The sequence below is a fragment of the Rhizobium sp. RU35A genome, assembly GCF_900156005.1.
Lineage (GTDB): Bacteria > Pseudomonadota > Alphaproteobacteria > Rhizobiales > Rhizobiaceae > Neorhizobium > Neorhizobium straminoryzae.
In genome coordinates this window covers 141169-153007 of sequence record NZ_FTMR01000007.1, presented here as the reverse complement: position 1 = coordinate 153007, position 11839 = coordinate 141169, and the positions used below count along the sequence as shown (strand labels likewise).

Sequence of the window (11839 nt, the reverse complement as noted above, 5' to 3'; positions counted from 1 at the left end):
CGCGATCGCAACCGCATTCACTGTCGCAGAAGCAGGGTATAAAAAAAGCCCGCGATGATGGTCGCGGGCCGTGTTGTTACTGTCTGTGAGCCGGCTTAGCGCTTGGAGACCGGTACGTAGTCGCGCTGGGCAGCACCGGTGTAGAGCTGGCGCGGGCGGCCGATGCGCTGCTGCGGATCTTCGATCATTTCGGCCCACTGCGCGATCCAGCCGACGGTGCGGGCAAGCGCGAACAGCACGGTGAACATGGTGGTGGGGAAGCCCATCGCCTTCAGCGTGATGCCGGAATAGAAGTCGATATTCGGATAGAGCTTCTTTTCGATGAAGTAGTCGTCCGTCAGCGCAATCTTTTCCAGCTCCATGGCGACCTGCAGCAGCGGATCGTCCTTGTGGCCGAGTTCGCCCAGAACCTCATGCGTGGTCTTCTGCATGATCTTGGCGCGCGGATCATAGTTCTTGTAGACGCGGTGACCGAAGCCCATCAGGCGGAACGGGTCATTCTTGTCCTTGGCGCGGGCAATGTATTCCGGAATGCGGTCCGGCGTGCCGATTTCCATCAGCATGTTGAGTGCCGCTTCGTTGGCGCCGCCATGTGCCGGGCCCCAGAGGCAGGCAATGCCAGCCGCGATGCAGGCGAACGGGTTGGCGCCCGAGGAGCCGGCAAGGCGAACGGTCGAGGTGGAGGCGTTCTGCTCGTGATCTGCGTGCAGGATGAAGATGCGGTCCATGGCGCGCGCCAGAACCGGATTGACCTGATATTCCTCGCAGGGAACGGCAAAGCACATGCGCAGGAAGTTCGACGCATAGTCGAGGTCGTTCTTCGGGTAAACGAAGGGCTGGCCGATATGGTATTTGTAGGCCATGGCGGCGATCGTCGGCATCTTGGCGATCATGCGCAGCGAAGCGACCATGCGCTGGTGCGGATCGGTGATGTCGGTGGAATCGTGATAGAAGGCGGAGAGCGCGCCGACCGTGCCAACCATGACGGCCATCGGATGGGCATCGCGGCGGAAGCCGGTGAAGAAGCGGCTCATCTGCTCATGCACCATGGTGTGGTGCGTTACGCGGTAGTCGAAGTCCTTCTTCTGCGCAGCCGTCGGCAGTTCGCCGTAGAGCAGCAGGTAGCAGGTTTCCAGGAAGTCGCCATGCTCCGCCAGCTGTTCGATCGGATAGCCGCGATGCAGGAGGACGCCCTCGTCGCCGTCGATGAAGGTGATCTTGGATTCGCAGGCCGCGGTCGAGGTGAAACCGGGGTCATAGGTGAAGGCGCCGGTCTGCTTGTAGAGCGCGCCGATGTCGATCACGTCAGGCCCGATCGTGCCCTTCTTGACCGGAAGGTCAACCTTCTTCTCTCCCAATCCAAGATGTGCGCTTGTGTCCGTCATACTGATCCTCCGATGGGCGGAAAGGCGCTGAAAGCGCCAGATGAGTGAAGCCTCTGAAAGTAGCTATATGATCTAACGCGTGCTGCCAAGCACTTGCCGCGGGTAATTGTGCACCGCGAAATCCGTAACTTCACCCGGGTTTTCGGGTTCCCGCGAAGCGCTTTGGCGGGTTCTCTGCGTTTCAATCGATCCAATTGAGGCTGGCCCTGTTCTGCCGCAGAAAGCGGCAATTGACCGCCGCAGCTAAACAGGTTCAGGTTGTATTTCTGTTAAGGGCGGGCGCCATTCTGCGGAGGGTGCGTGAGGCAGGCGGAAACCCCGGCGAGCGAATCGAGACGAGAGGCGGAAGCCTTCCGCCAGCCTTCCTTTCTGCCTGTTCCGGCCCTTCTGGGGGAGGGAACGGCGCGTGCTCCGCTGACCTGGGACATCTCGGCGGACACCCCGTCAATATTGCGTGATCGGTCCGATCCGACACGGTGGTGGCAGACCATGCTGGCGGAGGAGCTTGCCCATGGACGCGGCTTTCTGCTTCTGCCCGTGTTTTTGGGGCTGGGGGTCATTCTCTGGTTTTCGGCCACTGCCGCGCCACCGGCCTGGCTGTCTGCCATGGGCCCGGTGCTGGTCGCGCTTGCAATCTGGACCGGACGGCGCGGGCAGGGGGCCGGGAGAACATGCCTGCTGGTCGCGGGGCTCGTCCTGTCGGGCTTCGGGCTTGCCCATCTGGAAAGTCTGCGGAATGCCACCGTTATTCTCGATCAAGCCGTCGTGACGCGGTTGGAGGGGGTGGTGGAGCGGCGTGAGGCTGTGGCGGGCGGCCGCTGGCGCTATACGGTGCATGTTCTCAGAACTTTCGAGCCGGTACTCTCCCGGCCCCCCGAGCGGGTGGCGCTCCTGTGGCGCGCGCCGCATGAACCCCTGGCATCGGGCACGCGGATCGAGGGGCGTGTGCGCCTGTCTCCCCCCTCCGGGCCCGCGCTTCCGGGCCTGCTGGATTTCGGCTTCACCGCCTATTTCGAAGGAACCGGTGCGGTCGGCTTCTTCTACGGGCGTCCGCTCATCCTGGGCGTGGCGGAACCGCCAGGCGGCTTTCTGGCCGGGTTGCACGGCGCACTCTTCGATCTGCGTGCCAGCATCGGCCAGCGCATCCGTGATGTGGTCGGGGGCGATGCCGGTGCCTTTGCAGCCGCGATTGTGACGGATGAGCGGCGGGCGATTTCGCCAGCCACCGTGGAGGCGCTGCGCCTTGCCGGCCTTGCCCATATCGTGGCGATCTCCGGGCTCAACATGGCGCTGGCGGCCGGCATTTCCTTCGTTGGTCTGCGGGGAGCCCTCAGCCTCATCCCTGGCTTTGCCGAGCGTGTGCCGATCAAGAAGATTGCCGCCCTGGGTGCGCTTCTACTGGTCACGGCCTATTACCTGATTTCCGGTTTCGGTGTCTCGGCCGAACGTGCCTACGTGATGATGGTCATCATGCTGGCCTCGGTTCTGTTCGACCGGCCCTCGATCAGCCTGCACAATGTGGCCCTCGCAGCCGTGCTGATTCTGGTCCTGACGCCATCCGCCGTGCTGGGCGCAAGCTTTCAGATGTCGTTTGCGGCAACTGTTGCCCTCGTGGCCGGCTATGAGGTCTGGATGCGCGGTGGAGCTTGGGAGGATCGCGGGCTGCTTGCGGGCGCGCACTCATTCCTCGGGCGACTCGTCCTGCCGTTGTTCGGCTTCGCGGCGGGCGTGCTGGCCACTTCGCTGATCGGCATGCTGTCGACGACAATCTTCTCGCTTGCTCATTTTCACCGGCTGGCCGCCTATGGTCTTGCGGGGAATCTGGCAGCCATGCCGCTGATTTCGATTGTCGTGATGCCGGCCGGATTGGTCGGCATGCTGCTGATGCCCCTGGGGCTTGATGTCCCTTTCCTGACACTGATGGGATGGGCGCTGCAGGGCGTGATCGCGATTGCCGAAACGGTCGCAGGCTGGGGAGGCGAGGTGGCGACGGGGCGACCGCCAGCTGGCTTCCTGCCGCTGGCCTCGGCCGGCTTCCTGCTGCTCACGCTGCTTCGGACGCGCCTGCGTCTGCTTGGTCTGCCGCTGATCCTGGCCGCTGTCGCCATGACGATCATTCCGGAGCGTGCGAGTTCGCCGGATCTGCTCGTCTCGGAGGATGGGATCCTCGTTGCCCTTCTGGACGGGCAGGCCGCGGCGACCAACCGGCGCCGACCTTCGGATTTTCTATACCGGCAATGGCAGGATGCGTTGCGCATCGAACAGACCAGCGCACCGCGCCTGTTGTCGCCGCCGCCTGACGCTGCGGCCAACCGAAAGGCAGCCCCTGGAATCCAGAGGGGTTCTGCACAGAATAAGAGAATCGAGCAAACAGAACGGGAGCCGGCGTCAACTGTCACGACGACGACCGACAGACAGTCTCAGCGAGCCGCTGCCAAAGTGCCGCTGAAGGCCGGCGAGGCGGAAACCATCCTGCAGACCCTGCGCAGAGACGCCGAAAAACAGCCGGGACGCTTTGTATGTCTTCCCTCGTCCGGCTGTCTTGCGATCACCTCGCAGGGGGCGACACTCATAACCGTTGAGGACAATCGTCTCACCGGAACCGCTTGCGACCGCGCAGATCTCGTCATTGCGCCACAGGCCCGCTTCGATGAGTGCCGTTCCGGCGCTCTCCTGCTGAGCGCCCAGACCTTGCGCCGCACCGGATCCCTGATCGTTCGTTTTCGCGACAGCCGACGAGTCGAAGACTGGCGCGCGGAAGCTGCCATCATGTCACATGAGCGCCCCTGGAGCGTTCATCGCAGCTATGACTGGCGACGCCGCAGCTTCGAGACAGATGTGCCGGAACCGGTGCGCCGGCTGGTCAGTGATAGCGGCGGATAAGGCCGACCAATCTGCCTTGTATCTTCACCCGGTCCGGTCCGAAGATCCGGGTCTCATAGGCCGGATTGGCCGCTTCCAGTGCGATCGAGGCCCCCTTGCGGCGGAACCGCTTCAGGGTTGCCTCCTCGTCATCCACCAGCGCCACCACGATATCGCCGGGCGTGGCTGTGCTGCCATTGCGGATGATGACCGTATCGCCGTCGAGAATGCCGGCCTCGATCATCGAATCGCCCTTCACTTCGAGTGCGTAATGCTCGCCGGTTCCCAGCATCTCTATCGGTACCGCAATCGAATGCGTATTGTTCTGGATGGCCGAGATGGGCACGCCGGCAGCAATGCGTCCCATGACAGGAACAGTTGCCGTTCCCGTATATTCTTCCGCAGGTGCCGCTGATGCGGCGGACTTGGCGGGCGGCGTCTTGCCGAGACTGCCTTCGATAACACTGGGTGAGAAGCCGCGACGGGGCTGGGCCGGCGGCACATAGGATTCCGGCAGCTTGATTACTTCCAGCGCGCGGGCACGGTTTGGCAGGCGGCGAATGAAACCGCGCTCCTCCAGGGCTGTGATCAACCGGTGGATGCCGGACTTCGACGCCAGATCAAGCGCATCCTTCATTTCGTCGAAGGAGGGCGGCACACCGGACTCCTTCATGCGTTCATGAATGAACAGAAGCAGTTCCTGTTGTTTGCGTGTCAGCATATGGCAACCCCGAGCCCGAAACAAATACAGAACAGACCCTATCTGTTCCTTATGTGTTCTGCAAGCCCCCAAAAGCCGGGTGTTTTTGGGGTGACCGGCTGATGGAGGCGCGATAATTAATCGGGAATGGCGCGCATAATTATTCTGGAATGAAAACGGGCCTGCGCGCTTGATTTATAAAGATTTTTCGTTGGAAAATGGGGGTGCGCAATGCGCCAATCGGTGGAAGCGTTTTGCGCCGTTCCGGCATAATGGTTAAGTAACTGAGTTGGCTTGCATTATTGGGGATAGCGTCCATGTTTTTGTCCGCAGATCGAAAAGATTGCGGATACCTTTGCGGATAGTGATCAATCTAATCCTTTTTGTGCGGGCTTTTCACCTCTTCCCAGAGGGTTGCCCAATACTGAACTTCCGGGTCGTATCCCTCGTTGAAACGCCCTGTTTGGAGTATCGCTCGCAACCGCTCAACAGCGGCTTCTCCATAGGGGGGAACCTTACCCTGATCTAGTTCGCGGTCATGATCTATGGATTCCTCGGCTTTGTTGACGATCTCTTGAATGATGCTTAGCCGCGCATCATCGTCATACATCCGCCTCAGCGAGAAAATTACGTCTATCTCGTCCTGAGATATGTACCATTTTGGTATGAACCCCGGATTTTCCGCAGAAGCTTGAGCAATGCTTCGGTTGATAGACATTTGATATTCTTCAAATGGGGTTTTGTATTCGCCAAAAATCAAGGCGGCAACAGTTACGTTTCCTATTCCTGCTATCTTCTTGATAATTTCACTATTGGGTTGTCTGCGTCCGCTCTCGTAGTTCGATAATGTTGCACGATCCACACCGACGAGGTTGGCGAACTCCGCTTGAGTTTTGTCACCACGAATTTCTCTAATCCGCTTCCCAATTGCCTTGGATGCTTCGTTATCGAAACTTTTTCGTGTTGACATGTGACACCTTTGAAACATATTGATGGAGTGCTTCGACAGCGAAACATCTAGGAGATTGCTATGATCAGTAACCGGGAAGATGTCAAACGACAGTTTGAATGTGCAGGCATCAGCATCAGGGAATGGGCAGAGCGGAGAGGCTACAATCCCCGCACAGTCTATGCGGTTTTGAACGGTTCTCTGGGTGGGAAGCGTGGTGTCAGTCACCGCATCGCTGTTGACTTGGGTCTGAAGGAAGAGAGTCCTTCGACCATTCCGGGCTTGAAGGCCGCTTAAGATGGAGTGGATCGACAGCCAAATCTTGGCGAGCTTGTATGGCGTCGATCAGCGAAACGCTCGTCGTGGCTGCCACAGGATAATGGTCGGGCGAAGCATGTCCTGGCATGGCCACCCCCTTGAAGTCCGAACCTTCCACGGTCGCGGCGGTCGATCCGGCATTCAATATCAGGTCAAGGTTTCCAGCCTTCCGCCGCATCTCCAGGAGCGTTTGAAGGCCTTTCAAATGACCGATGAGGCCGTTTCAAGGCTCCGTCTTGGCGATGATACGGCCCGCTTCGAACGGGCCTGGAAATACGAGATCATCGCCCCGGCATTGGCTCACCCGTTCCGCAGCCCGGAACGCAGGGCGGTAATCGATAAGCTCGACGGTGAATGGAAGCTCGATTGGACGGGATCGCGGCGCAAGCTGACAAAATCCACCCTCTACAGGTGGATCGAGATTTACGAGAACGAGGGCATTCACGCGCTTGCGCAGAAGGTCCGGCGCGACAAGGGGCAGAAACGGGTATTCATCAACCAGTATTGGTCGAACGCCGTTCCTTTTGACGATTTCGCCAAGGAAACCATTGCCGAGGATATCGTGCAGTTCATTCGCGGGCTGATCGTGAAGGGAACAACGCGCAAGATCATCCAGTTCATGGCGTCCGCCGAGTTGCGCCGCCTGACAGCGGCCTACGGTTATCCGGTGGATGACAATGCACAAGCGGAAAAGCTCTTCGGCATTCCCGATGCTCTGATCACGCAAGAGGCGCGCTTCAAGGCTGTCTACCGGCATGATTTCGACCGCAAGGCCAGCGAGGATAACAAGCCCCGTATCCGCCGCACGATCGCCGGTCTCCAGCCCATGGAAATCGTCGTCATGGACGTGCACCATATCAACGTCATGGTGCGCCGGGAGAACGGCACCTGTGCCACGCCGAAATTTCTCGCCTTCCATGACGTGGCAACGAACCGCGTGTTCGGCGATCTGGTATTCCTGAATGAGCGGGGCGGGGTGCGCAATGTCGATGTGATCGATGCTTTCAAGCGCATGTGCCAGCATCCGGCCTTCGGCATGCCGCAGAAGCTTTATTGCGACAACGGCTCGGAATACGGGTTCGCGGACTATCTTGAAGACGCCTTGAAGCTCAATTGCAGTGTGACGACCTTCAATTCCGAGGATCGCGCCCGCGTCATTCGCGCCAAGCCATACAACGCCTCCGCCAAGGTGGTCGAAGGCTTCTTCCGGCAGATGAACCAGCAGTATTTCCGGCACATTCCAGGCTGGATAGACGACAACCGCATGAACCCGAAGCGGCGCGAACTCGGGAAGCCGATGCCGCCGTTCGAGGACGGTTTCGACGCCTTCTGCGAAACGGTTTTCGGGCTTCTCAGTGCCTACGAGCGTCTGCCGCAGGGCGGTGCTTTGGGCGGAAAGTCGCCAGAACAGGCATTTGCCGCGCATGTGAAGGATGGATGGGCGGCAACGCTGATCGATGAAGCTCAGTTCTACATGGCGTTCACCAAGCCGGAAAAGCGCAAGCTGAGTAAACATGTCTTCAGCCTGGACGGGCGGGAATGGACATGCGACGAACTCGACAGATGCTTCGAAAACACAGTCATCGTCCGCGTGCCAGCCTATCACGGCTTCAATGAGCTGCTGGTGGAAACGCTCCAGGGAGAACGGATTGGTTGGGCAAAGCCGAACGTCCAACTCCCGTACGATGATCCGAGAGGCGCACAGACCAGTGCCGCCCGCGACAAGAACCGCAAGCGCGCTCTTCGCGAGATGAAGCGTTCGGTGCCTGACATCGATCCGCTGGAAAAGCTGATCGACATCGGCAAGTCAACGCCGGATGTCGTCCCGAACCCACCTGCCGCGCTGATCTCGGTCGATGTGGATTGGAACCGGGAACGGGCCATCGTGCCGAGCAAGACGGCCAAAAAGACGCGCCAGCAAATGGAAGAAGAGCAGCAGCGCCTTCGTGAGGCTCGAATGCTCATGATCAATACCGCAATCAGTGGAAAGGGCCTCTAATGCGTCTCTCCAAGCCAAAAGTCCCGGATCGTAGCCTCTTCGTTGAAATCGCGCCGGTGCACGATATCCGTGGCGGTATCGCTTATGCGCGGAACTTCGGATGGCCTACACGTATTATCAGCCCTCCTGGCTGCGGCAAAACCACGGCCCTGTACTATCTATCGCAGGAGCTTGGCGGGGTCTATTGCCACGTAGGGCAGGCGCAGAACAGCACGCCGGATATGTACCGCATGCTGCTGGAAGCGGCAGGGCGTCTTACCGACAAGAAGTTCACCCGCGACTTGTTCGCCGAAGTCATTTCGACGTTCGAAGACAGAAATTGGGACGGTTTGGCTCATAAGCGACCGCGCAAGCTTCTGGTCGTAGATGAGGTGCAAAACCTCGTCGCAACGGCACAGCGTGAATTGCTGAATATCCAAGAAACCTGCAACCTCGCGCTGGTTATGAGCGGTAATGGCGTACGCCTTGCGGGGTCGCGGATTGACAAAGCCGCATGGGAACAAATTGACAGCCGGGTAGGGATGGAAATCGTCCTCAACCCTTTGACAGAACACGACTGCCAGCTAATTGCCGCCGCTTATGGCGTTGAGGGCATGGACACTTACAAGGCAGTCTCAAACTACGGCACTCAGACCAGCGCCCGCCTTTTGGGCCAACTGCTCGAGAGCGCGAAGCTGCTAACCCATAGCGGCGGCGGAATCAAACTGGCCCATATCCGCGCAGTTTTAGAAGGTAATCCGAAGCTCGGATCACCGCAGCTTTTGAAATCCGAAGCGGCCTGATCGCCGCTTCCTGAAAGTTCACATCACCTGAAACCCGAGGCTTCGCACCTTTGTGCGGCGTAGGCGGAGCTATGCCAAAATGAGGACGACAATGAAGGAAAAACATTCCGAACACAGCATGCTTCGCACAGGCCTGCCGCAAAGCGAAATGACGGTTTCCAGTATCATCAGGGATACGGAAAGGCACGTTCGCGCCATGTGTCGCGTGATGCAAGTTTATGAAGATAACGCGTGCCACAGCATCCGAAATATGGAGCAGGATTACCAAGACCTGACTTCTATATTTTCCGCTTTTTATGAATACGTAGACGGGAAGATGGATGCTCTGAGCCAGTTATCCGACGAACTTGAATTCGACTTGAGCCGGATATCGCTATCCAAACTGAAAACCAGCGAGGACTTTCGCCGCAAGCCGTTATCGCCAGAGGCGTTCAGATCCCAACAGGATTACGAGGCATACCTTGCTACTTTCGCCCTCACACGGGACGAGCACTCTCGGAGGGAGAGATAATGATCGTGCGCGCAAGTTCAAACGGCATTACCAAAAAGCAGATCGCACTCCTTCATGTGGCAAAGCGTGATCTGGGGTTGAGCGACGAAGACTACCGGGCGATCCTTGCCCGGTACGGTAAAGCGGAGAGTACGGCCAATCTGGATTTGTCGGGCTTCAATCATGTCATGCGGTACATGACGGCATGCGGTTTCCGTTCCACCTGGACGAAGCGAACCTATGGCTACCGACCGACGATGGCGACACCGCCCCAGATCGATCTTATCCGTTCGCTATGGGTCAAATGGAAGGGGTCTGATGATCCTGATGATGTCGAGCTAAACAAGTGGCTTGGCCGATTTCACAAAGTTGGCGCGCTGCGGTTCGTGGACAACAAAAAGGCCGCGAAGGTCATTTCCGCGCTCAAGGCGATGCTTGCTCGCAAGCAGGATCAAAATTAAAGGGGTTTTGAAGCCCTCTGGCGCGGTTTGGGCTTGCGTTGCGTGAACCGCCTATCTCAGCCTGTCAAAGGCCGTCAGGCGTTCCTTATTTTAAATCCCACGGGCGTCGAACAGCATCCGGTCCTCACCACGATTTCGAAGCCTCCTCAATGCCCATAGAGGCCGTTTGAGGGATCGGCGGGCCGGATACCGCTGACGATACCGCTCTTGCTCTTCCCGGTGCTCTGTGTGAGTTTCGATTGTCTTTCGTTCGAGGCCGCTATCCGGCCTGACCGTAGAACGGAAGACCAGGGCGAACGGATAGCGTTCGCGCCAACCATCCTAACCCGTCGATCCGCCTGACACCGTGGTCCACAATTCCTTGTGGCTGTTCACAACCTCTTGCGGCTGATTTGGTATGAGCCGGAAAGTGGGATGGTTCATAAAAAGATGGAAATCAGTTGGGCAAACCTCGACGGCGAAGAGAATACGGCGAAAGTCGAGGCATCTCTGCGGCCTATCATTGATGCTGTAGGTATCCATGTCGCGGCGGAGTTTCTGCTGTATTTCAGGGGGCGGTACTTTTACGTCGGTTCGAATAGACGTAAAAAAGTAAGCGCCGCTTCTAAGCTGTTCGGGGCTGAGGAAATTGGAAGAATTTCAGAGGCTCTGACGAATGCAGGTTATGGCTACCAAAACGGCAAGAGCTATCGGGTTCCGAGTGCCACGGCCTTCTTAAGCCGTTACCTTCGCTCCAAGGGCCTGAAGGTCGCTGAGATTGCCAACCGCCTGGGTACCACTGACGTTACCGTCGGGAAACACCTGAAGTCAGAACAGGAGCGGCAGCGACTAAGGGAGCATGCGCGCAGGAGACAATTGGACCAGGCGATTGAAGAGGCTGTGTCTCTTGGCCTGGTCGTTCGCGTCAAGCAACCGCAGAAGGCGGCACTGTGATGGCGGTGACCGACGGCAACCCGTCAGCCTTGACAGTTGACCTTTCCAACCAGATCGCCGCTGATAACTCGCAGTGGGTTCACATCCTGCCAGCCGGAAAATCTCAGGGTCGGGATGGGCGCGGACCGTGGTCCCTTACCGATCCCGCTGCCGTCATGCTGGCAACCAGTCATTATCACGGCACGTCACAGATGGTGGTCGATTACGAACACCAGTCCCTGACGGCCTCAAAGGGTGGACATAAGGCTCCGGCTGCCGGATGGATTTCCGGTCTTGAAGCCCGGCCAAACGGCATCTGGGCCAAAGTGCAATGGACCGTAGAGGCCGCGAACCTAATCCGAGGCAAGGCTTACCGCTATCTGTCTCCGGTCTTTCAGCATGATGCTGCGGGCAATGTCACCCGCGTGATCAACGTTGCCCTCACCAATACCCCCAATCTTGATTTGACCGCCGTGGCGCGGTCGGAGGTCTTTTCCATGAATGAAGAACAGATGGCCGAACTGCGCAATCTTCTCGGTCTCGCAGCCGACGCGGATTTCACAACCGTTCGAGATGCGGTCGCGACCTTGATGCATTCCGCAAATACCGCAAGTCCGGACCCGTCCAAGTTCGTACCAATCGGAGAATTCGAACGCGTCGTGTCGGAAGGCAATAAGCTGCGGCAGGGCATAGGGCAGCAGGCCGCAGAGGCACATGTTGACGGGCTCATCAAGGGTGGAGCACTCGCACCCTTCCTGAAGGGTTGGGCAGTCAACCTGTGTTCGATCAACAAGCCGCAGCTTGACGGTTTCATTGCCCGTACCGGCCCGCACTTCACGCAGATGATGTCCGTCCAGGTGCGATCAGCCACACCGTCCAGCGGCCAGACCGCCGTTCTTTCCGACAGCGAACTGGCCGTCTGCCGGACCATGGGGCTTACCGAGGCCGAATTCATCAGCGCCCGTGAAGGCGCGTAACGAG

11 protein-coding genes are annotated in these 11839 nt (G+C 58.6%); 8 read left to right on the top strand and 3 right to left on the bottom strand.

Annotated elements, in window-relative coordinates; genetic code table 11:
* Positions 1–95: 95 nt before the first annotated feature.
* On the bottom strand, positions 96–1385 hold the full coding sequence (gene gltA / locus F3H95_RS16760; RefSeq protein WP_142881002.1) for a citrate synthase: 1290 nt from the start codon (positions 1383–1385) through the stop codon (positions 96–98).
* Positions 1386–1835: 450 nt separating this feature from the next.
* Between gltA and F3H95_RS16755 the strand changes: the two genes are divergently transcribed.
* Positions 1836–4268, top strand: a complete 2433-nt coding sequence (locus F3H95_RS16755) for a ComEC/Rec2 family competence protein (RefSeq protein WP_244618047.1) — start codon at positions 1836–1838, stop codon at positions 4266–4268.
* Here F3H95_RS16755 and lexA read toward each other — a convergent pair.
* Complete coding sequence (lexA, locus tag F3H95_RS16750) at positions 4249–4968, bottom strand: transcriptional repressor LexA (RefSeq protein WP_142881001.1); 720 nt, start codon at positions 4966–4968, stop codon at positions 4249–4251. The two genes, F3H95_RS16755 and lexA, sit on opposite strands and share 20 nt — an antisense overlap.
* Before the next feature lie 352 nt (positions 4969–5320).
* Positions 5321–5917: a helix-turn-helix transcriptional regulator gene (locus tag F3H95_RS16745; protein ID WP_188134405.1), complete on the bottom strand. Its 597-nt coding sequence runs from the start codon at positions 5915–5917 to the stop codon at positions 5321–5323.
* A gap of 60 nt (positions 5918–5977) precedes the next feature.
* Between F3H95_RS16745 and F3H95_RS16740 the strand changes: the two genes are divergently transcribed.
* The 7 genes from F3H95_RS16740 to F3H95_RS16710 all read left to right on the top strand — a co-directional run bounded on the left by F3H95_RS16740 (position 5978) and on the right by F3H95_RS16710 (position 11835).
* The gene (locus F3H95_RS16740; protein WP_149746828.1) at positions 5978–6193 is read left to right on the top strand and encodes a DNA-binding protein; all 216 of its coding nucleotides are present in this window, start codon (positions 5978–5980) and stop codon (positions 6191–6193) included.
* 1 nt (position 6194) lies between these two features.
* Complete coding sequence (locus F3H95_RS16735) at positions 6195–8213, top strand: helix-turn-helix domain-containing protein (protein WP_149746827.1); 2019 nt, start codon at positions 6195–6197, stop codon at positions 8211–8213.
* Positions 8213–8995, top strand: a complete 783-nt coding sequence (locus F3H95_RS16730) for an AAA family ATPase (protein WP_149746826.1) — start codon at positions 8213–8215, stop codon at positions 8993–8995. Before F3H95_RS16735 ends, F3H95_RS16730 begins: the two co-directional genes overlap by 1 nt.
* Before the next feature lie 91 nt (positions 8996–9086).
* Positions 9087–9506: a hypothetical protein gene (locus tag F3H95_RS16725; RefSeq protein WP_149746825.1), complete on the top strand. Its 420-nt coding sequence runs from the start codon at positions 9087–9089 to the stop codon at positions 9504–9506.
* Positions 9506–9946, top strand: a complete 441-nt coding sequence (locus tag F3H95_RS16720) for a regulatory protein GemA (protein WP_149746824.1) — start codon at positions 9506–9508, stop codon at positions 9944–9946. Before F3H95_RS16725 ends, F3H95_RS16720 begins: the two co-directional genes overlap by 1 nt.
* A 414-nt stretch (positions 9947–10360) precedes the next feature.
* A complete protein-coding gene (locus F3H95_RS16715; RefSeq protein WP_149746823.1) occupies positions 10361–10879 on the top strand; it encodes a hypothetical protein in 519 nt (172 codons plus the stop codon).
* Positions 10879–11835 carry a phage protease gene (locus tag F3H95_RS16710; RefSeq protein ID WP_149746822.1) on the top strand — a complete coding sequence of 319 codons (957 nt, stop codon included), beginning with the start codon at positions 10879–10881 and terminating at the stop codon, positions 11833–11835. Before F3H95_RS16715 ends, F3H95_RS16710 begins: the two co-directional genes overlap by 1 nt.
* Positions 11836–11839 lie beyond the last annotated feature (4 nt).

What these genes read in the sequence shown, in the direction of transcription:
- gltA (WP_142881002.1), bottom strand. Translation starts at nt 1,385, where the DNA reads ATGACGGACACAAGCGCACATCTTGGATTGGGAGAGAAGAAGGTTGAC.
- lexA (WP_142881001.1), bottom strand. Translation starts at nt 4,968, where the DNA reads ATGCTGACACGCAAACAACAGGAACTGCTTCTGTTCATTCATGAACGC.
- F3H95_RS16745 (WP_188134405.1), bottom strand. Translation starts at nt 5,917, where the DNA reads ATGTCAACACGAAAAAGTTTCGATAACGAAGCATCCAAGGCAATTGGG.
- F3H95_RS16740 (WP_149746828.1), top strand. Translation starts at nt 5,978, where the DNA reads ATGATCAGTAACCGGGAAGATGTCAAACGACAGTTTGAATGTGCAGGC.
- F3H95_RS16735 (WP_149746827.1), top strand. Translation starts at nt 6,195, where the DNA reads ATGGAGTGGATCGACAGCCAAATCTTGGCGAGCTTGTATGGCGTCGAT.
- F3H95_RS16730 (WP_149746826.1), top strand. Translation starts at nt 8,213, where the DNA reads ATGCGTCTCTCCAAGCCAAAAGTCCCGGATCGTAGCCTCTTCGTTGAA.
- F3H95_RS16725 (WP_149746825.1), top strand. Translation starts at nt 9,087, where the DNA reads ATGAAGGAAAAACATTCCGAACACAGCATGCTTCGCACAGGCCTGCCG.
- F3H95_RS16720 (WP_149746824.1), top strand. Translation starts at nt 9,506, where the DNA reads ATGATCGTGCGCGCAAGTTCAAACGGCATTACCAAAAAGCAGATCGCA.
- F3H95_RS16715 (WP_149746823.1), top strand. Translation starts at nt 10,361, where the DNA reads ATGGTTCATAAAAAGATGGAAATCAGTTGGGCAAACCTCGACGGCGAA.
- F3H95_RS16710 (WP_149746822.1), top strand. Translation starts at nt 10,879, where the DNA reads ATGGCGGTGACCGACGGCAACCCGTCAGCCTTGACAGTTGACCTTTCC.